Here is a 23686-nt window from a genome sequence, read left to right on the forward strand (position 1 = left end):
CGTCGGCCATGTGCGCCGCGTCGTGGTGGCATCGCCGGACTACCTGGCGCGTCAGGGCGTGCCGCGGCATCCCGACGATCTGCTGCAGCATCCGGCCGTGATGTTTTCCGCCGGCATGGCGATCGACGACTGGGTGTTCCGCGACAATATCCGCATCGCGCCGGCGGCGCGTTTCGCGGTGAATTCCTCGGAGGTCGCCATCGGCGCGGCCATCGCCGGCCATGGCGTGACGCGCGTGCTGTCCTACATGGTGGCGCCGGCGCTGGCGGCGGGTCGGCTGCAGGTCATCCTGCGCGATTACGAACTGCCGCCGGTGCCGGTGCAGCTGGTGCATGCGGAAGGGCGGCGCGCCAATCCCAAGATCCGCGCCTTCCTCGATTTCGCCGTCGAGCGGCTGCGCGCGGAACCGGTGCTGCGGGAATGACGAATAGATTCTGCCCCAAAAGAAAGGCCGGCCCCAGCAATCAGCTCCGGGCCGGCCTTTGGTGTCCTGGCGGGTGAAAAGCCTCAGTCGGCGCGGGCGCCCGAGGCCTTCACCACTTTTTCCCATTTGGCCAGCTCGGTCTTGATATAGGCGGCGAATTCATCGGGCGTATAGCCCACGGCCACCGCGCCCTGCTGCGCCATCTTCTCGGTCAGGTCGGTGGTCTTCATCGCCTTCACCACATCGGCATGGATTTTGGCGACGATCTCCTTCGGCGTGCCGGCCGGGGCCAGCAGGCCGAACCACGAGGCCGCCTCGAAGCCCGGCACGCCGGCTTCGGCAATGGTCGGCAGCTCGGGCATCGCCGGCGAGCGCGTCGCCGTGGTCACCGCGATGGCGCGCAGCTTGCCGGCCTTCACATGCGGCAGGGCCGAAGGCATGTTGTCGAACATCACCTGCACCTGGCCGCCCATCAGGTCGGTCAGCGCCGGGGCCGAGCCCTTGTAGGGGACATGCTCCATGGCCACGCCGGTCATCACCTTGAACAGCTCGCCGGAGAGATGGATCGAGGTGCCGTTGCCGCTGGAGGCCATGTTCAGCTTGCCGGGATTCTTCTTGCCGTAATCGATCAGCTCCTTCACCGACTTCACCGGCAGGTCGGGCGTCACCACCAACATGTTGGGCACGGCGGCGACATTGGTGACCGGCGTGAAATCCTTCACCACGTCATAGGGCATCTTGGCATAGAGGCTGGCATTTATCGCATGCGTGCCCACGGTGCCCATCAGCAGCGTGTAGCCGTCGGGCGCCGCCTTGGCGACCATGGCCGAGCCGATATTGCCGCCGGCGCCGGCGCGGTTGTCGACGATCACCGGCTGGCCCCAGGCCTCGGAGAGTTTCTGCGCGGTCAGGCGCGCCACGATGTCGGTGGTGCCGCCGGCCGGGAAGGGCACGACCATGGTGACCGGCTTGGACGGAAAGGCCTGCGCCCTGGCATCGCTAACGGCGGCCGGCAGGATGCCGGCGAGCGTGACGGCGGCCAGTGCGGCGGCCAAGGGTGCTGCGGTGAAAATTCGGGTGAGGCGCTGCATGGTCGCCATGGTTGATCCTCCGGGTTGGCTTGCGGGCTCTGTTTAGCACGCTCCTCATACGGAGGAAATGGCGATGGCCCGGCAAGGCATTGCCGGGCCTACCGAATTTCACGCCTGCAGATTGAATCTGCCCACAGATTACCTAGAGATTGAAGGTGTTGGTGCGGTCGAGGAAATCGTGGAAATGCACCACCACATGATCGGGGTCGACCCGCACCACGGCATAGGCCGGCGGTTCGTGGCTGCCCGGCACGATGCCGTCGCTGACGAAATCCAGCGCCACCTGGTGACTGGTCGCGCGCATGGTCGAGAAGGGGATGCCAAGCCAGGAGCCGCAGATCGGCCGGTGCAGATGGCCGAAGAAGAAATGCCGGATGCGCGCCGCGTGGGGCCGCACCACGGCGGCGAATTTTTCCGGCTCGCGCAGGCCGATCGTGTCCATCTTGCGGATGCCGACCGGAAACGGCGGATGATGGCAGAACAGGAAGACCGGCCGGTCGGTTTCGGCCTTCAGTTCCGCATCGAGCCAGGCCAGGCGGCGGTCGCACAGCACGCCCCAGGAGACATCCGGCTCATTCGAATCGAGGAAGATGCAGCGGCCGGCCGGCGTATCCAGCACGCGCTGCACGAAGCCGTTTTCATCCAGCGGCGCCTGCGGGAAGGCCTGCAGGAAATTCGGCCGGCTGTCGTGGTTGCCGAGCAGCAGATGTACCGGCAGCGGCAGCCGCGCCAGTTCGTCGCGCAGCGCGGCATAGGCTTCCGGCGCGCCCCAGTGGGTCAGGTCGCCGGTGATGACGACGAAGGCGGCATCGGCATGGCGGCGAACGATATCGTCCAGGCACAGCCGCAGGCGCGCCTGCGGATCGAGGTCGTACAGCGTCTGGCCTGGCGGCACCAGATGGGTGTCTGTCACATGGATGAACTGGAAGGTCATGGTCGCTCCGGCGCGGCTGGCATGAAACGAAAAAGGCCGGCGGCGGAAATTTCCGCCGCCGGCCCGTTGGCTGGCAATGTTAGCTGGATTTCGGCAGCAGGGCCTGCACGTCCTTGGCCATTTTCTTCAGCGCATCCTGCGGATCGGCCGACTGGTTCACGATGCTCTGCAGATGGTCCTTGATCACGTCGGTGATCTTCAGGCCATGCTCGCCCGGGAAGGCATACCAGCCGGTCAGCACCGGCAACTGGCCCACCGCGGTCATGTGATTCGGGTTCTGCTTGTAGAACTCGCCGAGCATCGCCGGGTCCTTGGCCGGTTTGGCATTGGCCGGGAAATAGCCGGTGCCCTTCACCATGTAGGTGGCACCGACCGGGCCGGTGGCGAACTTGACATATTCCCAGGCTGCCGCCTGCTTCTTCGGATCCTTGGCGAAGATCATCGCCGCGTTGCCGCCGGCCGGCAGCAGGCCCTTGGCATCGCCGAGCGGGAAGCGGGCGGTGCGCAGCGCGAACTTGTCGCCGATCTGCTTGGTCACGCCGGAGAGGCGCGAGGTGGAATGGGCCCAGATGCCCAGGTTGCCGGAGACGAAATCCTGCAGCACCGCAGCCGCCGCCACATCGCGCATGGTGCCTTCTTTCACCATCTTCGCCAGGGTGGCGACCGCCTTCTGGCCGGCCGGGCCGTCGAAGGCCACCTTGGTCTCGTCCGGGCTCAGCATGGTGCCGCCGTTGGAAAAGACCAGCGCCTGGAACATCCAGTTGCCGGTGATGTCCCAGTCGTAATGGAAGCCGTAGGTCTTGTCGCCGAGCGCGCGGATCTTCTTGGCGAGATCGAAAACGCCGTCCCAGGTGGTGGGGAAATTGTTCGGGTCGCCGCCGGCCTTTTTCACCAGGTCGGCATTGTAATAGAGGATCGGCGTGGAGAGCGAGAAGCCCATGCCATACTGCTTGCCCTTGACCTGGCCGAGCGTCAGCAGCGAACCGTCATAGCCGGCACCGGCCCAGTCCTTCTCCTTGGCGATGAACTGGCCCATGTCGACGGCGATGTTGCGGTCGACGAAGATGCGCTGGCGGTTCAGGCCGTGATAGGCCACGTCGGGCAGCTGGTTGGTGATCGCCTGGCGCAGATTCTGCTGGGTGATCTCCTCATAGCCCGGCTGCGGCGCGCGGAAGGTCACCTTGATATTCGGGTGCTTGGCCATGAAATCCTTGGCGATGGTTTCATGGACCTCCTTGAAGATGTCCGGGATCGAGTAATCCACGGTGATTTCCGTGGTCTGGGCCAGGGCGCTGCCGGTCGGGGCTGCTCCGGCCATGAGCGTCGCGGCGAGCGCGAGTCCCAGTGCTGTCTTTTTCATATTGCCTCTCCTTGGTTGGTCGGCCCACCGGTCCGTCGATGGGATGGTCTGTCCGGCGTGGCTGTCATTTGACGCCGCTCATCGTCACGCCTTCGATGAAGCGGCGCTGTGCAAACAGGAAGGCCAGCAGCAGCGGGGCGGTGATGATCACCGCGCCGGCCATCAGCGGGCCGAAATCGGTGCCGGCCTCCTGGTTGTCGAAAAACACGATGCCGAGCGGCGGCGTCGCCAGTTCGGGCGAGGTCACCACCAGCAGCGGCCAGAAATAGTCGTTCCAGTGCCAGACCAGCGACAGGATGCCGAAGGCGACGATGGCCGGCATCGCAGTGGGCAGCACGATGCGCCAGACGATGGCCAGTTCGCTGCAGCCATCCAGCCGCGCGGCATGGATCAGGTCGTCGGGCACGGTGCGGAAGAACTGTCGCATCAGGAAGATGCCGAAGACGGAAATCACGCTCGGCACGACCAGGGCGGCGTAAGTGTCGAGGATGCCGATCTTGTAGAACAGGATGTAGAGCGGGATCGCCGTCACCTGGGTGGGGATCAGCAGGGCCAGCAGCACGATGCCGAACAGCGCATCGCGGCCGGGAAACCGCAGCTTGGCGATGGCATAGGCCGCCGGCACCATGAAGGTGACCTGGCCGATGAAAATGGCGGCGCAGACCAGCAGGCCGTTTGCCAGGTAGCGCAGCAGCGGCTGCTTGGTGAAGGCGGCCGTGTAGTTTTCCACCGCATGCCAGGTCTGCGGCAGCAGGGCGATATCGGCAGAGAAAATCTCGTTCGGCGGCTTCAGCGAGGTGGAGATCATCCACACGAAGGGCACCAGCATCACCGTTGCGCCGGCCAGCAGCACCAGATGGCGCAGCAGCCGGGCTGCCGGCGACAGCCGGCCCATGCGATAGCGTTCGCTGACAGGCCGTGCCGCGCTCATCCGTAATGCACCCGCTTGTCCAGCACCTTGGCCTGCAGCAGCGTCAGTGCCAGCACGAAGGCAAGGAAGATCAGGGTCAATGCCGCGGCATAGCCGGAACGGAAGAAGGAGAAGCCTTCCTGGTAGATGGTGTAGAGCAGCACCTCGGTGGCCTTGTTCGGACCGCCCTGGGTCAGCACCGCGACCAGGTCGAAGCTTTCCTGGAAGGCGCGGATCGCGCTGATCACCAGCACGAACATCAGCGTCGGGCCGAGCATCGGCCAGGTGACGCGGCGAAAACGCTCCCAGGCCCCGTCGGCGCCGTCGATGGCGGCGGCATCGTAAAGGTCGTGCGGAATACTCTTCAGCCCGGCCATGAACAGCACCATGTTGAGGCCAAGCGCCTTCCAGATGCCGATGGCGGCGACGGTGGGCAGCGCAGTGGCCGGATTCTTCAGCCAGTCGATGCCACTGGCGCCGAACAGTTCGACGACGCGGTTGACCAGGCCGAAGGAGGGGTGCAGCAGGAATTCCCACACGATCGCCATCGCCAGCAGCGTGGAGGCCACCGGCAGGAAGAAGGCGGCGCGATAGAAGCTGCGGCCTGCAGGGTCGGCCTCGATCAGCAGGGCGGCGCCGAGGCCGAGCAGCACCGACAGCGGCACCACCAGGCCGATATAGATCATCGTGTTGCCCAGCGAGCGCCAGAACACGCGATCGCCGGCCATGTCGACGAAATTGCCCAGCCCGATCCAGTTCAGCGTCGGCGCGCCGAACTGCCAGTCGGTCAGCGCCAGGATCACGGCGCCCAGAGCCGGGCCCAGCAGCAGCAGGATCATCAGGATCGTCGCCGGCAGCGCCAGCGACCAGCCGGCCATCGCCTCGGCCACTGCGCCGGCATGGCGCCGGCGCGCGCGCGGCGGTGCGGCGGACAGGGCCGCGTCAGACACGGTGATGCCCCGCAAACTGGCGCGCCTCGGCAGTGGCGGTATCCCAGGCCAGAATGGTGCCATCGCCGGCGACATCCAGGGCCGGGCGCAGGCGCCGGCCGTCGGCATCGAACAGCAGGGCCTGGTCGGGCTTCGGGCGCAGGCCGAGCGGGCTGCCAACCATCAGGCTGGCGGCTTCGGCATGCTGGCTGCGCAGCACCAGGCGATGGCCGCCATGCTCAAGCTGCACATGCAGGAACAGGTCGGCGCCGAGGTCTTCGCGATGCGTGACATGGCCGTGCCACACGCCGGGATTTGCATTCGGCCGCACCGCCGGCAGCAGGTCGAAGGCTTCGGCGCGCAGGCCCAGATGAATCTGACTGCCGATATGGCCGGGCAGCCGGATCGGCAGGGTGAGCCCGAGCGATTCCACCGCGCGGTCGCTGCGCAGGCCGGCAGGCAGGATGTTGATCTTCGGACTGCCGATGAATTCCGCCACCGCCAGGCTGGCGGGATCGCGATAGACCACGGCCGGCGGCGCCACCTGCAGCAGTTCGCCATGCAGCATGACGGCGACGCGATCCGACATCGTCATCGCCTCGGCCTGATCATGCGTCACGTAGATGAAGGTGGTCTTCAGGCGGCGGTGCAGCTCGGCGATCTCGGCGCGCATCTGCACGCGCAGCTTGGCGTCCAGGTTGCTCAGCGGCTCGTCCATCAGGAAAACCTTGGGCTGGCGCACCATGGCGCGGCCCAAAGCCACGCGCTGGCGCTGGCCGCCCGACAGCTGCGCAGGCTTGCGCTGCAACAGATGGGCGATGTCCAGGCCGTCGGCGACCGTCCGCACATCAGCGGTGATCTGTGCCTGCTGTACGGCAGTGCCCGGCAGCAGACGGCCGAGCAGCGGCAGCCGCTGCAGCGGGCTGAGCCGCCGCATCACCAGCGGCAAGGCGATGTTCTGCGCCACCGTCATGTAGGGGTAGAGCGCGTAGGACTGGAACACCATCGCCACGTCGCGCTGCTTGGGCGCCTGGGCGTCGACCGGCTGGCCGTCGATCAGGATGCTGCCGGCATCGGCATAGTCGAGTCCGGCGATGATGCGCAGCAGGGTGGATTTGCCGCAGCCCGAAGGGCCGACCAGGGTGAGGAACTCACCATGGGCGATGTCGAGCGATACGCCCTTCAGCACCGGCGTGGTGCCGAAGCCTTTCGCGATGCCGCGGATGCCGACGGTCGCCATCTCTTCCTGCCCCTTTTCTGTGGTCGGGCTAGGAAGTAATCGGCAAAAGCTACATGAATGTGACAATATTGAACAAAATCGAACATTATATTAATAAAAGAATGTTCGAATCGACAGGAAGCAGGAGTCATCCATGATCAAGGCGGAGCGTTGGCGGGACATCCTGCAGATTCTGAACGGCGATGGCGCCGTCTCGGTGGCCGAAATGGCGCGCCGCTTCGGCCTCTCCACCATGACGATCCGGCGCGACCTGATCGAACTGCAGCAGCAGGGCCTGCTGGCACGCACCCATGGCGGCGCGGTGCTGGATGCCGCGATGCACGGCTACGCGCGCTATGAAAGCGGCACTTTCGAGGATCGCCTGAAGGTGCAGGCGGCGCAGAAACGCGCCATCGCCGAACGCGCCGCGCAGCTGGTCAGCGACGGCGACAGCCTGCTGATCAATGCCGGTTCGACGATGACGGTGTTCGCCCAGGCGCTGCGGCAGCACCGCAACCTGCATGTGGTGACCAATGGCCTGACCGTGGCGCTGGAACTGCGCAGCAATGCCAGCACCGAGATTTTCGTGCTGCCCGGCATGCTCGACCGCAAGAAGATGTCCACCGTGCTGCAGCCCGATGGCCGCACCTTCGCCGACCTGCGACCGCCCTCGGCTTTCCTCGGTGTGGTCGGCGTGATGCCCGATGCCGGTCCGATGATGGCCGACCCGGTGGAGGCGGCGATGAATCGCGCCTTTATCGAAGCCTGCGACGAAATCACGCTGCTGGTCGATTCCAGCAAGTTCAGCGCCCAGGCCGTGCATCGCATCGTGCCGATGGACCAGATCGACCGCATCATCACCGACGACGGCATCGGCGACGAGGATCGCGACGCCATCGTGGCGCAGGGCATAGATCTGATCGTGGTGTCGGCGCCGTTGCCGGCCGAAGAGCGCGAGGCGCTGTCATGAACATCCGTGGCCTGCTGTTCGACAAGGACGGCACCCTGGTCGATGTCGACCGCACCTGGGGGCCGGCGGCCTGGGAGGTGATGACCGATCTGGCCGACGGCGACCGCGCGCGGCTCGAGGCGTTGATTGCCTGCAGCCACTATATCGAAGAGGAACGCCGCTTCCGCATGTCGTCGCCGCTGCTGGCCGGTGCGCCGGACGATTATGCCGATGACTGGGCGGCGGCGCTCGGACGGCCGCCGGATGATGGCTTCCGCCGCGAGCTGTCGCAGCGGCTTGGCGAGGCCGGCCTGCGCCATCTCACGCCGCTCGGTGCGCTGCCCGAACTCTTCGCGGGCCTGCAGGACAGCGGCCTGCCGATCGGACTGGCCACCAATCACGGTGCCGCCGGTGCGCGGCGGCAGCTGCGCGCACTCGGCATCGAGGCGCATTTCGGTTTCGTCGCCGGTTCGGATTCCGGCTTCGGTCGCAAGCCCGGCCCCGGCATGGTGCAGGCCTTTGCCGCCGCCGCCGGCCTGCCGGTCGGAGAAATCGCCCTGATCGGCGATTCCTTCCACGATCTGCATGCAGCCCGCGCGGCCGGCGCCATCGCCATCGCGGTGCCCAGCGGCCTGATCCCACGCGCGGCCCTGGCCGCCGAGGCCGATCTGGTGATCGGCAGCCTGGCCGAGCTGCCATCACTGTTGGCCGCTGCCGGTGGCCCGGGACGGTCTCTGGCAGAGCGGTAATTTAATGGCGCGGGTCTTTAAGCCCGGCGCCGCAGTGGCTACATTGCCCTGTCTCTTTATTCCAAAGGTTTATGCGTCCATGGACACGATCCGTTCCGTTCTGGTGCCGATCCACCGCGAAGGCTGGAAGTTCATCGCGATCTTCGCGATCGTCACCCTGGTGCTGTTCTGGGTCGCCGAACCGCTCGGCTGGCTGGGCGTGATCCTGACCTGCTGGTGCGCCTATTTCTTCCGCGACCCGCCGCGCGTCACCCCGGTCCGCGACGGTCTGCTGATCTCGCCGGCCGATGGCGTGGTGCAGATGATCGAACGCGCCGTGCCGCCGGAAGAGCTCGGCATGGGCACGGATGCCCGCACCCGCATCTCGGTGTTCATGAATGTGTTCGACGTGCATGTGAACCGCGCCCCTGTCGACGGCGTTGTCACGGCTCTGGCATACCGCCCGGGCAAGTTCCTCAATGCCGCGCTCGACAAGGCCAGCATCGACAACGAGCGCCAGTCGATGCGGCTCAGGCTCGCCAACGGCAAGGAAATCGCAGTGGTCCAGATCGCCGGGCTGGTGGCGCGGCGCATTCTGTGCGAGGCCCGCGAGGGCCAGAGCTACAAGGCCGGCGAACGTTTCGGCCTGATCCGCTTCGGCAGCCGCGTCGATGTCTATCTCGAGGACGGCATGGTGCCGCTGGTGGTGACCGGCCAGCGCTGCATCGCCGGCGAAACGGTGATCGCCGAGGATGGCGCCACCGAGCAGCCGCGGACCGGCGAAGTGCGCTGACCTTTAATGCTGCCGTAACCCTGACCTGCCAGAAGGTATGGGCAGGGGTGCGGACCGAGGAGGCCCGATGAAGCCGATCAATCTGAAACCGCCGCATCGCCTGGGCAAGCTGCCGCTCAACACGCTGGCGCCCAATATCCTCACCATCATCGCGCTCTGCTCGGGGCTGACGGCGATCCGCTTCGCCCTGCTCGGGCAGTTCAAGTTCGCCGTGCTGGCGATTGCCACCGCCGCCTTCTTCGACATGCTGGATGGCCGCGTGGCGCGCCTGCTGAAAGGTGCGTCGAAATTCGGCGCCGAACTCGATTCGCTGTCGGATTTCCTGTGCTTCGGCGTGGCGCCGGCGATGGTGCTGTATTTCTGGACCCTGCACGAGATCGGCAGCGGCAACACCGGCTGGCTGGTGGTGCTGGCCTTCAGCGTCTGCGCCGCTTTGCGCCTGGCCCGTTTCAACACAGCGCTGGACGATACCGAGAAGCCGCAATGGACCGGCAGCTTCTTCACCGGCGTGCCGGCACCGGCCGCCGCCGGCCTCAGCCTGCTGTTCCTGATCATCAATCTGGAACTGGAAAGTGACTTCTTCCATTCGCCGTATCTCAATGCGATCTGGATGCTCGGCATCGGCGGCCTGATGATCAGCCGCGTGCCGACGTTTTCCTTCAAGCGCGTGCGGGTGAAGCGCGAATATGTCGGCGTTGTGCTGCTGGTCGTCGGCCTGCTGGTGGCCGGTCTGCTGAACCAGCCGTGGTATACGCTGGCGGCGATGGAACTCGCCTATATCGTCTCGATCCCCTTCTCGGTGAAGGCGCATGCCCGCTTCAAGCGCGGCGACCAGACGGTGGCCGCGACCGATGCGCAGGATGGCGTGCCGGTGGCGGATCAGCCGGCCAGGAGCGACGGCGACCCGTCGCGCAGCATCCTGCACTAGGCCGCAAACGTCCGGTTTTTTTCGCGGCTAGTGGCTGCGCCGCTTCTGCTCGTCCAGCTTGGTTTTCAGCTTGGCGGCAAAGTCGCCGCCGTCCTGCTTCTGAGCCAGGAACAGCTCGATGGCGAGCGTGGCGCGCTCCTGGTCGGTTGCCGGGGGTCCCTTGCGGGCGATCTTTTCGGCCAGCCGCACGATCTTCGGGTCCAGTTTGGCCCGGATCGCCCTGATCTGCTGGGCCAGGATCACCCGGGGGTCCTTAGCCGGCCCGGTATATTGCTGCGCCGGCTTGGCCGCGGACTGTTTCTGGGCTGCCGGTTCCGCCCCGAACAGCCGGGCCAGCAGCCCGGGTTTCCCCGGGGCTTTGGCGGCAGGTTTGGACAGCTTGGACTTGGACAAGGCGGCGGTTCTTTCCCGGCAGGGTTTCTCAGGCGCTCGTTAACGATTCGCCCCCATACCTGCCACATTACTTTAAGTTCTTGTCAAGGGGTTGGTGACATCTTACATCTTAACCATGAGCCTATTTGTACCACCGGTAACGTCGCTGCCACAAACCCAGCCGACCAGTGCGGCACAGGGTCTGGGGCAGCAGAATCAGGCGCCGAACGCCGTTCAGGCGGCGGCGGCGGTGACGGCCATGCCGGTGGGCGGCCAGCAGACCCGGATGGCGGCGACCGCCTCGGGCAATACCGGCGGCTCGGTCGGCACCAAGGGCGAAAAAGGCAAGAAGTCGGATTCGCAGGCTTCCGCCACCGAGACCAAGACCAGCGGCACCCGCGGTGCCCATCCGCGCGGCATGGGTCGCAAGGCCGATCTCAGCGTCTGATCCGTCATAAAACCTGTCCCGATTAAATCTGCGCCGGCGGGAAACTGTCCGGGGGCGCCGGCGTTCTGACTGCATGGTTGTGTGCGTCGACGGAGGCCGGCCTTGAATCCCATGCAGTATCCCCGCCATGCCCGTCCGGCAAGCCGGCCTGCCGGCAGCCCTCTCGCCCGCGGCGGTCTCGCCACGGTGGAACGCAGCGCGCGCAGCTATTTCGCGCAGGATGTGCAGCCGCTGGTGCTGCAGGCCTGCCGCGCCCATAGCATCGGCTTCGATCTGTTTGCCGCGCGCTTCAGCATGCCGCGCGGCGCGCTGGTGCTGATGCTCAAGGGCCATGACCCGGTGCCGCGCCCGGTGCAGCGCGGGATCGAGGATTTCGTGCTGCGCGGCCTGAGCCTGAGTGCCGGTGTCACGCCCTGGCAGGCGGCGGCCGCCACGGCGCAGGACCGGCTCTAGCGCGGGTAAAACCCGTCGTTGCATCACGCATTTGTCCCGCGCTGGTCACCGCGCGGCGCGCGGCCGGGGGAAACTTCTCCGGCCGCTGTGCTGTTTGGTCCGTCGATCAGTTCGCAAGACCTGCGCCCGGAGATGCCCGTGACCCTCCATGCCACGATCCAGCCCGATGACGATTTCCTGCTCGATGACGGCCTGCCCTGCCTGCGCCGCGACGGCCAGCTCTATTACCTCGGCGATGTGCAGCCGCGGGTGCTGGAGGCCTGCCGGCATTTCGAGATCGGCTTCGAGCAGCTCAGCGAAAAACTCGGCCTGCCGCGGCCGGCGCTGGTGCTGATCCTCAAAGGCTACGATGCCGTGCCGCCGGCCCTGAAAAGCATGATCGACCGGCTGGTTGCCCAGGCCGGGCTGCAGCAGCCGGCGACCAGCCACTGCACAGTGCCGGCAGACCGGCTGCCGGCCAATGAATCGGATGGCGAATCGCAGGGTGATTCGCGCGCCGATTCGACGGCCGAATCGGCAGTGCCGGTCGTCACCACGATTCATGCGGTGCCGATTCCCGATCCGCCGCGCGCAGAAAATGACGCCGCCGATCGCGCCGCACCGGGTCGCGATCTGGCGCCAATCACCGTGCCGGCCGAAGAGGTGGTGATACCCGATGTAGTGGCACTCGACCGGCCGGGTGCGCCGCATCTCGTGGTGCCGGATGCCACACCGGAATTCTCGCCGGGCCTCGCCGGTTTCACGCCGGGACTGCGGCGGAGCGCGCGCCGCAAGGCCGCGCCGAAGCGGGGTCAGTTTTTGTTAACCTAACCCCGCCACTCTCCCTCGCGTGACATCCGATTCGACACGCGATTCATTCCTGGGGGATAAAGACATGCCGGCCCGCATTCGGCACCTGCGCACTATACTTGCGTCCATCAACGAACAGCTGCAGCAGGACGGTCTTCGCCCCGAAGCGCGCGCTTATCTCGAACGCACCGCCGATGCCTGCCGCACGGCGATCCGCGATCTGGCGATCAAGTTATAGGGCTGCGCGACTCTAGGCTCTGTCTAGGCCTTGGCCCGCAGGGTCTGCCAGCCGGTGACGCGGCGCAGCAGCCCGGCATTCACCATCAGGCCCAGCAGGATCAGCACGGCGCCGCCGAGCTTGATCTCTGACGGCATCTCGTCCAGCACCAGCCAGGCGCTGAGCAGGCCGAAGACCGGCACCAGCAGGGTGAAGGGCGCCACCAGCGACGCTTTATACTGCCGCAGCAGCAGACTCCAGCCCGCGAAGCAGGCGGTGGTGGAGAGCAGTCCGATATAGAGTACGGCCATGATGCCGCGCAGCTCCAGTCCGGCGAAGGCGGCGGCAATCGCATCCGGCCCCTCGAAGATCCATGACAGGCCGAACATCGGCAGCGGCGGCACGGCGCTGACCCAGATCATGAAGGCGAGCGGCTGTGGCGCGGCGGCGCGGCGCGTCAGGATATTGGCAAAGCCCCAGCAGGCGGCGGCGGCGATGATGGTGGCGAAGGCGATCAGGCCGGCGCCCGTGTCCATGTCGATGGCGATGACGACAATGCCGGCGGCGGCAATCGCCAGCCCGGCCCACTGCACCTGGCCGGGCCGCTCGCCCAGCAGCATGGCCGCGAACACCACGCTGAACAGCGCCTGCGCCTGCATCACCACCGAGGCCAGGCCGGCCGGCATGCCATGCGCCATGGCGAGGAACAGCAGGCTGAATTTCATGATGCCGAGCACCAGCCCGGTGCCGAGCACCCAGCGCCACGGCACGCCGGGGCTGCGGAAGAACAGCAGGAAGGGCAGGCTGGCCACGGCAAAGCGCAGGCCGTTGAACAGCAGCGGCGGGAAGGCATCGAGCCCGAGCCGGATGACGACGAAATTGAAGCCCCAGATCGCGGCGATCAGGACGGCAAGGGCAATATGCGGCAACGGCATGAGCGGGCTTTCGGGGGGAGGCAGCTTTGTGATTTTGCCGGCGACCATGCCGGCCCGGCCCGGGGCAGGCCAGCAAAAAATTGTCGGGGTACATTCAGCAGACCACGATCTGCCCGTCACTTACCGTTAAGGTAAATTGTCGGGCGGCAATATGTCGCTCGACAGGCCGGCTGCCGCCGGGCACAGACAGGGCTTCACAGCGGATGGTCCCGATGAACCAGCAAACCCCAGGCCAGACTCTTCTGCCCGCGCAGCGCGCGCTGTTCGATATCCCCGAGGATGTCGCCTATCTCAACAGCGCCTATATGGGGCCGATGCCGAAGCTGGCGGTGGAAGCCGGCGAGGCCGGCATGCGCGCCAAGCTCCATCCCTGGACCATCGCGCCGGTCGATTTCTTCACCGAATCGGAAGCCGTGCGCGGGCTGTTCGCCCGCCTGGTGAATGCGACAGCCGAGGATATCGCGCTGGTGCCGTCGGTGTCCTACGGCATGGCGGTGGCGGCGAATATCCTGCCGCTGCAGGCCGGCCAGACGGTGATCGCGCTGGCCGAGCAGTTTCCCTCCAACGTCTATCCCTGGATCGAACTGGCAAAGAAAACCGGCGCCGCCTTCGTCACCATTCCGCGTCCCGCCGACGATGACTGGACCTCGCGCGTGCTGGAGCGCATCGATGCGCGCACCGGGATCGTGGCGCTGCCGCATTGCCACTGGACCGATGGCGGCCTGCTCGATCTGGTCGCCATCGGTGCCGCCTGCCGCAAGGTCGGCGCGGCCTTGTGCATCGATGCGACGCAGTCGCTGGGTGTGATGCCATTCGACGTGGCGGCGATCCAGCCGGATTTTCTGGTTGCCGGCGGCTATAAATGGCTGCTCGGCCCCTACACCTACGGCTATCTCTATGTCGCACCGCGCTGGCAGGACGGCGCGCCGATCGAGCAGAACTGGATCGCGCGCCGGGAATCGGAAAACTTCGCCGGCCTGGTCGACTACAAGGCGGCGTATCAGCCCGGTGCGCGCCGCTTCGATGTCGGCGAGCGCAGCAATTTCGCGCTGACGCCGGCGGCGAAGGCCTCGCTGGAGTATCTGATCGGCCTCGGCACCCAGCGCATCTACGCCACGCTGAAAACGCGCAACGACAGGATCGCCGAACGCGCGAAGGCCGAGCTGGGCCTCGATACCGTGCGTGCCGACCGCCGCGCCGGGCATTATCTCGGCCTGCGCTTCGGCGATGCCAAATTTTCGAATGGCGGCCCGACGGAGCTGCCGGGCAGGCTGGCGGCGCAGAAGGTGTTCGTCAGCGTGCGCGGCAAGGCGATGCGCGTCACGCCGCATGTCTACAATACCGATGCCGATATCGAGCGGCTGTTTGCCGTGCTGAAGACGGCGCTGCGCTGAAGTTCAGGCCGGTGCCTGCGGACTATGTTTCCGCTGTCTCCACCGGATACCAGTCATCGACCTGCAGTTCGGTACGCAGCGGGCCGCTGCCATGGCCGTCGCGCGTCATGAACACGGTGACGCCGAACAGGTGGCGGACACGGCCCTCCGCATCGGCCAGCGGCAGCGCGATGCGCTCGATCGGTACCGGCAGGCTGCGGTTGCGCGTCACGCTCTGCGCCTTCTGATAGACGACGGCCGGTTGCTCGATCACCCGCCGGACCATCGCCGTCACTACCGGAAGCATTTCCGGTGTGTAGATGTCCTCGAAGCTGAGGCCTTTCGGGTTGCTGCCGTGCCAGTCGATCATGTTCTGGCCGAGCAGGTGGAAGCGGAAGCGTCCGTCAGGATCAAGGTCGACGATCCAGATATCGGGCAGGGCGGCGGAAAACTGCAGCGGATCGAGGTCGTGCAGCATCGGCACCCGGTTGTCGCCGGCGCGATACAAGGCCAGCCAATGCTGCGTCGCGGCGCGATGGCCCGGCAGGGTCAGGGTTTCGAGCAGGCTGGATAACGGGCGATCCACCCGGCCAGTATAGCGGCCGGATCAGGCGGTGCATGCAAATTGAGTGTGGCGGAATGCGGCAGGCAGACGGCTAGCAGGCCGGGCGCACCGCCATATCGTTGCTGCCGCTGTGCAGAGGAATCCGGTAGCGATGCTGGAAGTCGGTGGAGGCCAGCGACTGCGTGTCGTCGCGGTCGAAGCGGAAGAAGACCGTACTGCTGATGATATGGCGTGGCACGCCGTCGGCATCAGCCAGCGGCAGGCTGATGCGCTGCAGCGCAATGGAATAATTCCATTGCGGCTGCATGCTGCTCAGCCCATGCATGACGGCGGCCGGCAGATGCAGGATCGCATGCGCCATGTCGAGCAGCCGTTCGCGCGTCGGCGATTCGACCAGATCGGCCAGGCTTTTCTGCCGCACATCCTGGCCGTAGAAATCGTTCACATTGCCGCCGGCGAGGCGGAAGCGGTACAGGTTGCCGCCTTCGTGATTGAGGATGCAGATATCCGGCAGATGGCGGCCGAGACGGATCGGATCGATCTCCTGCAGGGCAGGAACCTGCGCGCCGGCAGCCGTATAGAGATCGAGCCAGTGCCCGACCAGGGCGCGATGCGCCGGCAGCTGCATGTCGTTTAACAGGGTACTGAAGTCGTAAGACATCACCGGACCCTCGCTGTTGGCCGCAGTATGCGGCCGGGCTGCCATGGCGGCAATCGGAATCCGGATCGGCCTCCGCGACTCGCCCGGTATGCGGCCTGCCGCGTCAGGATGCGGCCTGCAGCGCTGCCGGAATCTCGTACTGGTATTCGACGCCGATGCGGGTGCTTTCACCGCCGCGCCCAAGGCTGGGGTCGTTGGCGAAAACGGTCGCCCCCAGGATATGCCGGATATGGCCGACGGCATCGCGCAGCGGAAAGGCCACACGGTCGAATGCCGCCGGCACGCTCCAGTCCGGGATCGTTGTCTGCATCTGGTGATACAGGATGCAGGGCGTCTGCACGACCTGGCGCGACTGCCGGATCACCACCGGCAGCATGGCCGGCGAGAAGATGTCCTCGAAATGCAGACCCTTCGGATTGCGGCCATACCAGCGGACCAGGGTTTCTCCGGCCAGGTGGATGCGGAAACGGCCGTCGTCTTCGGCATCGACAATCCAGGCATCCACAAGGGCCCTGGGGAAATGCAGCGGATCGAGCGCCGAAAGCGGCGGAATATCGTCATGGCGGCGATAGAGATCGAGCCAGTGTTCGGCGACGGAGCGATGGCTGGTCGCGCGCAGATCGGCAGACAGGGTATCGAGGGTACGGATCATTGGGGCGGACGGGGTTATTGCACCTTCGCACCATTACCCGATGCGGCAGCGCCGTCTACTAAACAAGCGGTAACCATGGCGGCGATCAGCCGGCCCGGGCCAGTTCGGCGGCCAGCGCGCGCTGCACGGCCGGGCGTTCGCCCATGCGGCGGCGATGGTCGATCACCCGCGGCAGACGCGCGATATCGACGCCATCGGCTTCCAGCCATTGCGCCAGGGTGAAGAGATAGGGGTCGCAGATCGTGTAGGTCTCGCCCATCACCCAGGGGCCGGCCAGCATGCCCTGTTCGATCAGCGCGAAACCTTCATACACGCTCTGCGGCACCTGACGCTGCATCGCCGCGATGGCCTCGGCATTTCCGGCATCGACCCAGCGATAGCCGCGCATGCGATGGGCATGGGAAACATGCACGGTGGAGCACAGATAGCTGTTGAAGGCCTGCACCTGCGCGAAGGCGAAGGCATCGTCGAACGGCGCGAGCCTCGCCCGCGGAAAGCTCTGGGCGATGAAGGCCAGCATGGCCGGGGTTTCGGTCAGCACGCCGCGATCGGTCACCAGTGCCGGCACGCGGCCCTTGGGGTTGATGGCGAGATAGTCTGGCTTGCGCTGGTCGTTGCCGGAAAAGCTGATCCGCGTCGTGGTATAGCTGGCGCCGGCGTCCTCCAGGGCGATATGCGAGGCCAGCGCGCAGGTATGGGCAGCATAGAAAAGATTCAGCATCGAGCAGTTCCTTGTCGTCTTTGTTTCAGGCGATCGGATACCAGTGGTTTATTTCCGGCGCGGCATCGGCTTCGCGCTCGCGATTGAAAATCGAATTGCCGAGAATGTGACGGATCCGGCCGTCGCTGCCACGCAGCGGGAAGGTCAGGCGTTCGAAGAAGCGCGGCCAATGCCGTTCCGGCGACTGGGTATGCACGCGCTGGAAGCCGGCGCAAGGCCGTGCCAGCACCATCTGCGACTGCGTCACCAGCATCGACACCATCGCCGCGGGGAACAGGTCTTCGTAATAGAGGCCCTTCGGGCTGCGGCCATACCATTCCACCAGGGTTTGCCCCATCAGGCGAAAGCGGAATCTGCCGTCCTCCGTGGCATCGACGATCCAGGCATCGGCCAAAGCCCTGGGGAAATGCAGGGGATCGATTTCGGCCAGTGTGGGAATGCGGCCATTGCCGCGATACAGGCCCAGCCAGTGTTCGGCCACGGCACGGTGGCCGGGCAGTTCCAGGTCGTTGAGCAGGCTGTCGAGCGGACGATCCATGCGGGGGGCCAGAAATGAAACGGCCCCGGCAGCATAGCCGCCCGGGCCGTTCGTGTAATCAGGGGGCGAGCAGCCGTGTATCAGCCTTCGCCGTTACCACCGTTGCCGCCGTTCTGCAGATCGGCGGGATTGGGCATGCCGAGCGTATGGAAGCCGCTGTCGACATGCACGATCTCGCCGGTGACGCCGGCGCCGAGATCCGACAGCAGGAACAGCGCGGCGCCGCCGACTTCGTCGAGCGAAGCATTGCGGCGCAGCGGGCTGTGCTGCGCGGTGAATTTGAAGGTGGCCCGCGCCGAACCGATGGCCGAACCGGCCAGGGTGCGCATCGGGCCCGGCGATACGGCATTGACGCGGATATTCTGCGGGCCGAGATCGACGGCGAGGTAGCGCACGCTGGCTTCCAGCGCCGCCTTGGCCACGCCCATCACGTTGTAGTTCGGCATCACGCGTGTGCTGCCTTCATAGGTCAGCGTGATCAGCGAACCGCCCTTGCTCATATAGGGCTGCGCCAGCCGCGCCACCTCGGTGAAGGAGTAGCAGGAGATCATCAGCGAGCGGCCGAAGTTGCCGCGCGTGGTATTGAGGTAGCGGCCCTTCAGCTCTTCCTTGTCGGAATAGGCGATGGCATGCACCACGAAATCGATCTGGTTGCCGAAGGCGGCGCCGACCTTCTCGAAGGCCTGGCGCATCGAGGTTTCGTCTTCCACGTCGCAGGGCACCACGGCCTTGGCATTGACGCTTTCCGCCAGCGGCCGCACGCGGCGCTCGAAGGCCTCGCCCTGGAAGGTGAAGGCGAGTTCGGCGCCATGCCTGTGCAGCATGTCGGCGATGCCCCAGGCGATCGAATGGTCGTTGGCGACTCCCATGATGAGGCCGCGCTTGCCGCTCATCAATGCAGGCGTATCGGTCATGTTAAATCCGGTGAATGAAAATCTGTGTCGGGGAAGGCGGTGAGATCAGGCGGCGTAACGCTGGAAGATCAGCGAGGCATTGGTGCCGCCGAAGCCGAAGGAATTCGACATCACGCGGTTCAAAGTCACGTTGTCCCGACGCTCGCGCACGATGGGGAAGCCTTCCGCGCCAGGATCGAGATTTTCGATATTGGCCGACGCGGCGATGAAGCTGTCGCGCATCATCAGGATCGAATAGATCGATTCCTGCACGCCCGCCGCGCCCAGCGAATGGCCGGTCAGCGACTTTGTCGAGCTGATCGGCGGCACCTTGTCGCCGAAGACTTCGCGGATCGCCTTCAGTTCGGTGATATCGCCGGCCGGCGTCGAGGTGCCGTGCGTGTTGATATAGTCGATCGGCGCGTTGTGACCGTGGCCGCCGGCATCGCTGAGCGCCAGATTCATGCAGCGCACCGCGCCTTCGCCCGAGGGCGCGACCATGTCGGCGCCGTCCGAGGTGGCGCCGTAGCCGATCAGTTCGGCATAGATCCTGGCGCCACGCGCCTTGGCATGCTCCAGCTCTTCCATCACCAGGATGCCGCCGCCGCCGGCGATCACGAAGCCGTCGCGGTCCTTGTCATAGGCGCGCGAGGCCTTTTCCGGCGTGGCATTGAAAGACGAGCTCATCGCCGGCATGGCGTCGAACAGGCAGCTCAGCGTCCAGTCCAGTTCCTCGCCGCCGCCGGCGAAGATGATGTCCTGCTTGCCGAGCTGGATCAGTTCGGCGGCATTGCCGATGCAGTGCGCCGAGGTCGAGCAGGCCGAGCTGATCGAATAGTTGACGCCCTTGATCTTGAAGGCGGTGCTGAGCACGGCGGAGCAGGTGCTCGACATCGTGCGCGGCACCATGAAGGGGCCGATCTTCTTCGGGCCGCCCTTTTCGCGGGTGATATCCGCGGCGGCGACCAGGTTGCGGGTCGACGCGCCGCCGGAGCCGACGATCAGCCCGGTGCGCGGATTGATGATATCGCCGGCTTCCAGACCGCTGTCGGCGATGGCCTGTTCCATGGCGAGATAGGCATAAGCCGCGCCGTCGCCCATGAAGCGCTTCTGGCGGCGGTCGATCGCGGCTTCGAGATCGATCTTAACCGTGCCATGCACCTGGCTGCGGAAATTCAGCCTGGCATAGTCTTCGGCAAACACGATGCCGGAACGGCCGGCCTTCAGGCTGTCGGCCACGTCCTCGGCATTGTTGCCGATGGAGGAGGTGATGCCGAGACCGGTAACAACAACGCGACGCATGGGCGTGAGACTCCTCAAATGCGGGCCGGACTTCGTGGCCGGGCCACAATCATAAGGCAAGAACCGTTACAGTTCGCCGCGGCGGATTTCGTTCAGGCCGCGGCATTAAGCAGCAGCTGTTTACGCAGCAGCGGGGGCCATGCCTTCGGGGAATACGCCGACGCGCATGTCCTTGCATTCATAGGCCGGCTTGCCGTCGATAAACATCGTGCCGTCGGCAATCGCGATGCCGAATTTGCGCATCAGCACGCGCTTGATATCGATCTTGAAGGTGATCTTCTTGGCCGCCGGCGTGACCATGTCGGAGAATTTCACCTCGCCGACGCTGAGGGCGCGGCCCTTGCCGGGCGCCTTCATCCAGCCGAGGAAAAAGCCGACCAGCTGCCACATGGCATCGAGGCCCAGGCAGCCCGGCATCACCGGATCGTTTTCGAAATGACAGGGAAAGAACCAGAGGTTGGGCTTGATGTCGAGCTCGGCTTCGATCTCGCCCTTGCCGTATTTGCCGCCTTCGCTGACGATCTTCACGATCCGGTCGAGCATCAGCATGGGCGGCAGCGGCAGGCGGGCATTGCCCTCGCCGAACAGCTTGCCATGCGCGCAAGCCAGCAGATCCTCGTAGCTGTAACTGTTCTTCCGTTCCACGATGGTGAAATCCTCAACCCGTCTGGCACCGCCCGGAACATCCGGAGGCGGCGCAATCCTCCATGGCGAATTCCGCTAAGTGGCGGGCCTGTCATCGCCTTCCGGGGACAATGTAGTGATCCGCAGGCCAGCCGCAACAGTTTCGTTGCATCTTGTTACAATGACGCGATCACGATGCCGCAGCGGCAGCCCAAGATTGCAGAGCCCGGATCAAGTGGTTGTGATTACAGGCCAATCCGGCCCAGATGACATTCCTGTGGCCGTCGCTAATGCTGTGCTGTATATCAAAATCCATGGGCAAGGTGATCGAACCCCGTTTTGAGGCTGCCGCCGGGCAGCTGCGTGCTGCCGGTCTGCGCACCACGCGGCAGCGTCTGATGCTGGCCGAAATCCTGTTCAGCCAGGGCCATCGTCACGTCACCGCCGAGAGCCTGTTCACCGAGGCCGCCGAGCGCGGCGCCCGCCTGTCGCTGGCCACGGTGTATAACTGCCTGCACCAGTTCACCGCCGTCGGCCTGCTGCGCATGGTGACGGTGGATGCCGGTCGCGCCTATTTCGATACCAATCTCTCGCCGCATCATCATTTCTACTATGAGCGCAGCGGCGAGTTGCGCGACATTCCGGAAGCCGAAATCGCAGTGGCCAGGCTGCCAGCGGCGCCGGAAGGCGCGAAGATCGCGCGTGTCGATGTCATCCTGCGCCTGCAGGATTGACAGCTGCGAGCCATTCGCAGATTTTAGAATGATTCTAACATAGCTTGACTGATCGCCGCGCGGGTCCATAATCCCCGCGTTCCGAATCTCTGTCCCGCTGCTCCCCGCCCCACTGATTTCTGGGTGGCAGTCCGGGGGCCAGGGCGGGACATGCGCCGCCGGGCCCCATGTTTTCCGACATGGTCCGCGCCCCGGCGGCAGGCGAAAACAAGGAGGACCAGCACATGGCAGCACTCAAGGGTACCAAGACCCACGGCAATCTGAAGGAAGCCTTCGCCGGCGAAAGCCAGGCGAACCGCCGTTATCTCTACTTCGCCCAGAAGGCCGATGTGGAAGGCTACAACGACGTCGCCGCCGTGTTCCGCTCGACCGCGGAAGGCGAGACCGGCCATGCCCATGGCCATCTCGAATTCATGGCCGAAGTCGGCGACCCGGCCACCGATCTGCCGATCGGCCCGACCGCGTCCAACCTGAAGGCCGCGGTTGCCGGCGAGACCCACGAATATACCGACATGTATCCCGGCATGGCGAAGACCGCCCGCGAGGAAGGCTTCGACGAGATCGCCGAATGGTTCGAGACGCTGGCGAAGGCTGAAAAGAGCCATGCCGGCCGCTTCCAGAAGGCGCTCGACACGCTCTGAGTCTCCGCTCCGGTGACGTAACGGTCCGGCGGGTGCCCAGATACGCTTCTGGGCGCCCGCCGGTATTCCTGCGTTAGACGCACCCGAAAATCCTGGGGGACTGAATGCGCGAAGGCAGCCTGGACGCGCCGACCCGGCATCCGCTCGACTGGCAGAATCCTGATTTCTACGACCTTGAAAAGCTCGACGTCGAGATGCGACGCGTGCTCGACATCTGTCATGGCTGCCGTCGCTGCTTCAATCTGTGCGACAGTTTCCCGCGCCTGTTCGATCTGGTCGATGCCTCGCCGACCGGCGAACTCGACGAAGTGAAGTCGGCGGATTTCAAGCCGATCGTGGATGCCTGCACGCTCTGCGACCTGTGCTACATGACCAAGTGCCCCTATGTGCCGCCGCACGAATTCCAGCTCGATTTCCCGCATCTGATGCTGCGCTACCGCGCCGCCGAGCGGCATCACGGCCACAAGGATGCGATCGGCGACCAGCTGTCGCAGACCGACCGCAACGGCAAACTCGCCGGCCTGGTGGCGCCGATCGCCAACTGGGCATCCGAGCGCGGCAACAGCCTGACCCGCCCGGTGATGGAAGCGGTGATGGATGTGCACCGCGATGCCGAGCTGCCGAAATTCAACGCCAAAACCCTGGTGGCACGCGCGAAAGCCGAGCCGGCCGCGGTCAACAGCGCTGCGCCGGGCTATGGCAAGCGCAAGGCGGCGATCTATGCCACCTGCTTCGGCAACTACAACAATCCCGATATCGGCGTCGCGGCGCAGAAGATCCTGGCGCATAACGGCGTCGCGCTGCGTGTCGATTATCCCGGCTGCTGCGGCATGCCGCGCCTGGAACAGGGCGATATCGAGGATGTGGCGAAGAAGGCGCGCGTGGTGGCGGAATTCTATGCGCCGCTGATCGACCAGGGCTACGACATCGTGGCGCTGGTGCCGTCCTGCGCGCTGATGCTGAAATTCGAATGGCCGCTGATTCTGCCCAACGATCCGCTGGTGAAAAAGCTGGCGCAGGCGACCTTCGATATCTCCGAATACATCGTCGATATCGCCAGGAAGGACGGCCTCGCGCCGGGACTGAAGCCGCTGGCTGGCGGCGTCACCCTGCATCTGGCCTGTCATGCGCGGGCGCAGAATATGGGCGCCAAGGCCACCGAGCTGATGAAGCTGATCCCCGAGATGAAGCCGGGCGAAGACCTGGCCGTGATCGAACGCTGCGCCGGCCATGGCGGCAGCTGGGGTGTGCGGAAAGAATTCTTCGAAATCGGTATGAAGGTGGGCAGGCCGGTGGCGCGCACCGCGGTGAAGGAAGCCAAGGCGCATATCGCATCGGAATGCCCGCTCGCCGCCATCCATATCCGCCAGGGCATGGAACGCGAGGGCAAGGATAAAGAGGGCTTCACCCTGCCGGCCAGGGCCGATCATCCGGTGGAACTCTTCGCCAAGGCTTACGGTTTGATTTAAACGGTATCCGGTGACGGAGGGGCTTCCGGCACAC

29 protein-coding genes are annotated in these 23686 nt (G+C 65.3%); 13 read left to right on the forward strand and 16 right to left on the reverse strand.

Features of this window, described 5'->3' with window-relative positions:
• Window positions 1-424 (forward strand): LysR substrate-binding domain-containing protein (locus OJJ21_RS09870; RefSeq protein ID WP_297685681.1); only part of this gene is annotated, 424 nt, incomplete at its 5' end.
• Window positions 425-507: 83 nt separating this feature from the next.
• Here OJJ21_RS09870 and OJJ21_RS09875 read toward each other — a convergent pair.
• From OJJ21_RS09875 to OJJ21_RS09900, 6 genes are all read right to left on the reverse strand, one after another.
• On the reverse strand, window positions 508-1524 hold the full coding sequence (locus OJJ21_RS09875) for a tripartite tricarboxylate transporter substrate binding protein (protein WP_297685683.1): 1017 nt from the start codon (window positions 1522-1524) through the stop codon (window positions 508-510).
• Between the two features lie 133 nt (window positions 1525-1657).
• Window positions 1658-2449, reverse strand: a complete 792-nt coding sequence (locus OJJ21_RS09880; protein ID WP_297685685.1) for a phosphodiesterase — start codon at window positions 2447-2449, stop codon at window positions 1658-1660.
• Window positions 2450-2528: 79 nt separating this feature from the next.
• A complete protein-coding gene (locus OJJ21_RS09885; protein WP_297685687.1) occupies window positions 2529-3809 on the reverse strand; it encodes an ABC transporter substrate-binding protein in 1281 nt (426 codons plus the stop codon).
• A gap of 64 nt (window positions 3810-3873) precedes the next feature.
• Entirely contained in the window at window positions 3874-4740 is an 867-nt protein-coding gene (locus tag OJJ21_RS09890; protein ID WP_297685688.1) for a carbohydrate ABC transporter permease, read from the reverse strand.
• Window positions 4737-5669, reverse strand: coding sequence for a sugar ABC transporter permease (locus OJJ21_RS09895; protein ID WP_297685690.1), 933 nt, complete (start codon window positions 5667-5669; stop codon window positions 4737-4739). Before OJJ21_RS09895 ends, OJJ21_RS09890 begins: the two co-directional genes overlap by 4 nt.
• Window positions 5662-6888, reverse strand: coding sequence for an ABC transporter ATP-binding protein (locus OJJ21_RS09900; protein ID WP_297685692.1), 1227 nt, complete (start codon window positions 6886-6888; stop codon window positions 5662-5664). The genes OJJ21_RS09895 and OJJ21_RS09900 overlap by 8 nt, the downstream gene beginning before the upstream one ends.
• Before the next feature lie 133 nt (window positions 6889-7021).
• On the opposite strand from OJJ21_RS09900, the gene OJJ21_RS09905 reads away from it, so the two are divergent.
• From OJJ21_RS09905 to pssA, 4 genes are all read left to right on the forward strand, one after another.
• Window positions 7022-7837, forward strand: a complete 816-nt coding sequence (locus OJJ21_RS09905; protein WP_297685694.1) for a DeoR/GlpR family DNA-binding transcription regulator — start codon at window positions 7022-7024, stop codon at window positions 7835-7837.
• Window positions 7834-8565: an HAD family hydrolase gene (locus OJJ21_RS09910; protein ID WP_297685696.1), complete on the forward strand. Its 732-nt coding sequence runs from the start codon at window positions 7834-7836 to the stop codon at window positions 8563-8565. Before OJJ21_RS09905 ends, OJJ21_RS09910 begins: the two co-directional genes overlap by 4 nt.
• A gap of 79 nt (window positions 8566-8644) precedes the next feature.
• Window positions 8645-9337, forward strand: a complete 693-nt coding sequence (locus OJJ21_RS09915; RefSeq protein WP_297685698.1) for a phosphatidylserine decarboxylase — start codon at window positions 8645-8647, stop codon at window positions 9335-9337.
• Window positions 9338-9404: 67 nt separating this feature from the next.
• Window positions 9405-10265: a CDP-diacylglycerol--serine O-phosphatidyltransferase gene (gene pssA, locus OJJ21_RS09920; protein WP_297685700.1), complete on the forward strand. Its 861-nt coding sequence runs from the start codon at window positions 9405-9407 to the stop codon at window positions 10263-10265.
• A gap of 27 nt (window positions 10266-10292) precedes the next feature.
• Here the strand turns inward: pssA and OJJ21_RS09925 are convergent, their stop codons facing one another.
• On the reverse strand, window positions 10293-10658 hold the full coding sequence (locus OJJ21_RS09925; RefSeq protein ID WP_297685702.1) for a hypothetical protein: 366 nt from the start codon (window positions 10656-10658) through the stop codon (window positions 10293-10295).
• Between the two features lie 115 nt (window positions 10659-10773).
• Here OJJ21_RS09925 and OJJ21_RS09930 point away from each other — a divergent pair, with 115 nt between their 5' ends.
• The 4 genes from OJJ21_RS09930 to OJJ21_RS09945 all read left to right on the forward strand — a co-directional run bounded on the left by OJJ21_RS09930 (window position 10774) and on the right by OJJ21_RS09945 (window position 12565).
• A complete protein-coding gene (locus OJJ21_RS09930; RefSeq protein WP_297685704.1) occupies window positions 10774-11085 on the forward strand; it encodes a hypothetical protein in 312 nt (103 codons plus the stop codon).
• 102 nt (window positions 11086-11187) lie between these two features.
• A complete protein-coding gene (locus OJJ21_RS09935; RefSeq protein ID WP_297685706.1) occupies window positions 11188-11538 on the forward strand; it encodes a hypothetical protein in 351 nt (116 codons plus the stop codon).
• Window positions 11539-11676: 138 nt separating this feature from the next.
• Window positions 11677-12348, forward strand: coding sequence for a hypothetical protein (locus OJJ21_RS09940; protein ID WP_297685708.1), 672 nt, complete (start codon window positions 11677-11679; stop codon window positions 12346-12348).
• Between the two features lie 64 nt (window positions 12349-12412).
• Window positions 12413-12565 (forward strand): hypothetical protein, encoded by a 153-nt coding sequence (locus OJJ21_RS09945; protein ID WP_297685710.1) that lies wholly within the window; start codon window positions 12413-12415, stop codon window positions 12563-12565.
• Between the two features lie 23 nt (window positions 12566-12588).
• On the opposite strand, the gene OJJ21_RS09950 is transcribed toward OJJ21_RS09945, so the two are convergent.
• Entirely contained in the window at window positions 12589-13479 is an 891-nt protein-coding gene (locus OJJ21_RS09950) for an EamA family transporter (protein WP_297685712.1), read from the reverse strand.
• Window positions 13480-13691: 212 nt separating this feature from the next.
• On the opposite strand from OJJ21_RS09950, the gene OJJ21_RS09955 reads away from it, so the two are divergent.
• Window positions 13692-14873 carry an aminotransferase class V-fold PLP-dependent enzyme gene (locus OJJ21_RS09955; RefSeq protein WP_297685714.1) on the forward strand — a complete coding sequence of 394 codons (1182 nt, stop codon included), beginning with the start codon at window positions 13692-13694 and terminating at the stop codon, window positions 14871-14873.
• A 22-nt stretch (window positions 14874-14895) separates the two neighbouring features.
• On the opposite strand, the gene OJJ21_RS09960 is transcribed toward OJJ21_RS09955, so the two are convergent.
• From OJJ21_RS09960 to fabA, 8 genes are all read right to left on the reverse strand, one after another.
• On the reverse strand, window positions 14896-15438 hold the full coding sequence (locus OJJ21_RS09960; protein WP_297685716.1) for a PAS domain-containing protein: 543 nt from the start codon (window positions 15436-15438) through the stop codon (window positions 14896-14898).
• A 70-nt stretch (window positions 15439-15508) separates the two neighbouring features.
• Window positions 15509-16123: a PAS domain-containing protein gene (locus OJJ21_RS09965; RefSeq protein WP_297685718.1), complete on the reverse strand. Its 615-nt coding sequence runs from the start codon at window positions 16121-16123 to the stop codon at window positions 15509-15511.
• A 58-nt stretch (window positions 16124-16181) separates the two neighbouring features.
• The gene (locus tag OJJ21_RS09970; protein ID WP_297685720.1) at window positions 16182-16730 is read right to left on the reverse strand and encodes a PAS domain-containing protein; all 549 of its coding nucleotides are present in this window, start codon (window positions 16728-16730) and stop codon (window positions 16182-16184) included.
• 85 nt (window positions 16731-16815) lie between these two features.
• Window positions 16816-17451, reverse strand: a complete 636-nt coding sequence (locus OJJ21_RS09975) for a glutathione S-transferase family protein (RefSeq protein WP_297685723.1) — start codon at window positions 17449-17451, stop codon at window positions 16816-16818.
• Window positions 17452-17476: 25 nt separating this feature from the next.
• Complete coding sequence (locus OJJ21_RS09980) at window positions 17477-17989, reverse strand: PAS domain-containing protein (protein ID WP_297685725.1); 513 nt, start codon at window positions 17987-17989, stop codon at window positions 17477-17479.
• 80 nt (window positions 17990-18069) lie between these two features.
• A complete protein-coding gene (locus tag OJJ21_RS09985; RefSeq protein ID WP_297685727.1) occupies window positions 18070-18903 on the reverse strand; it encodes an SDR family oxidoreductase in 834 nt (277 codons plus the stop codon).
• Window positions 18904-18948: 45 nt separating this feature from the next.
• Window positions 18949-20184: a beta-ketoacyl-ACP synthase I gene (gene fabB / locus OJJ21_RS09990; protein WP_297685729.1), complete on the reverse strand. Its 1236-nt coding sequence runs from the start codon at window positions 20182-20184 to the stop codon at window positions 18949-18951.
• Between the two features lie 120 nt (window positions 20185-20304).
• Window positions 20305-20829: a bifunctional 3-hydroxydecanoyl-ACP dehydratase/trans-2-decenoyl-ACP isomerase gene (gene fabA, locus OJJ21_RS09995; RefSeq protein WP_297685731.1), complete on the reverse strand. Its 525-nt coding sequence runs from the start codon at window positions 20827-20829 to the stop codon at window positions 20305-20307.
• Between the two features lie 293 nt (window positions 20830-21122).
• Here fabA and irrA point away from each other — a divergent pair, with 293 nt between their 5' ends.
• The 3 genes from irrA (at window position 21123) to OJJ21_RS10010 (ending at window position 23652) form a co-directional block, all read left to right on the forward strand.
• On the forward strand, window positions 21123-21542 hold the full coding sequence (gene irrA / locus OJJ21_RS10000) for an iron response transcriptional regulator IrrA (RefSeq protein WP_297685733.1): 420 nt from the start codon (window positions 21123-21125) through the stop codon (window positions 21540-21542).
• Between the two features lie 224 nt (window positions 21543-21766).
• Complete coding sequence (locus OJJ21_RS10005; protein WP_297685735.1) at window positions 21767-22183, forward strand: rubrerythrin family protein; 417 nt, start codon at window positions 21767-21769, stop codon at window positions 22181-22183.
• Window positions 22184-22287: 104 nt separating this feature from the next.
• The gene (locus OJJ21_RS10010; RefSeq protein ID WP_297685737.1) at window positions 22288-23652 is read left to right on the forward strand and encodes a heterodisulfide reductase-related iron-sulfur binding cluster; all 1365 of its coding nucleotides are present in this window, start codon (window positions 22288-22290) and stop codon (window positions 23650-23652) included.
• The last annotated feature ends 34 nt before the right edge of the window (window positions 23653-23686 follow it).

The organism is Ferrovibrio sp. (assembly GCF_025869515.1).
Lineage (GTDB): Bacteria > Pseudomonadota > Alphaproteobacteria > Ferrovibrionales > Ferrovibrionaceae > Ferrovibrio.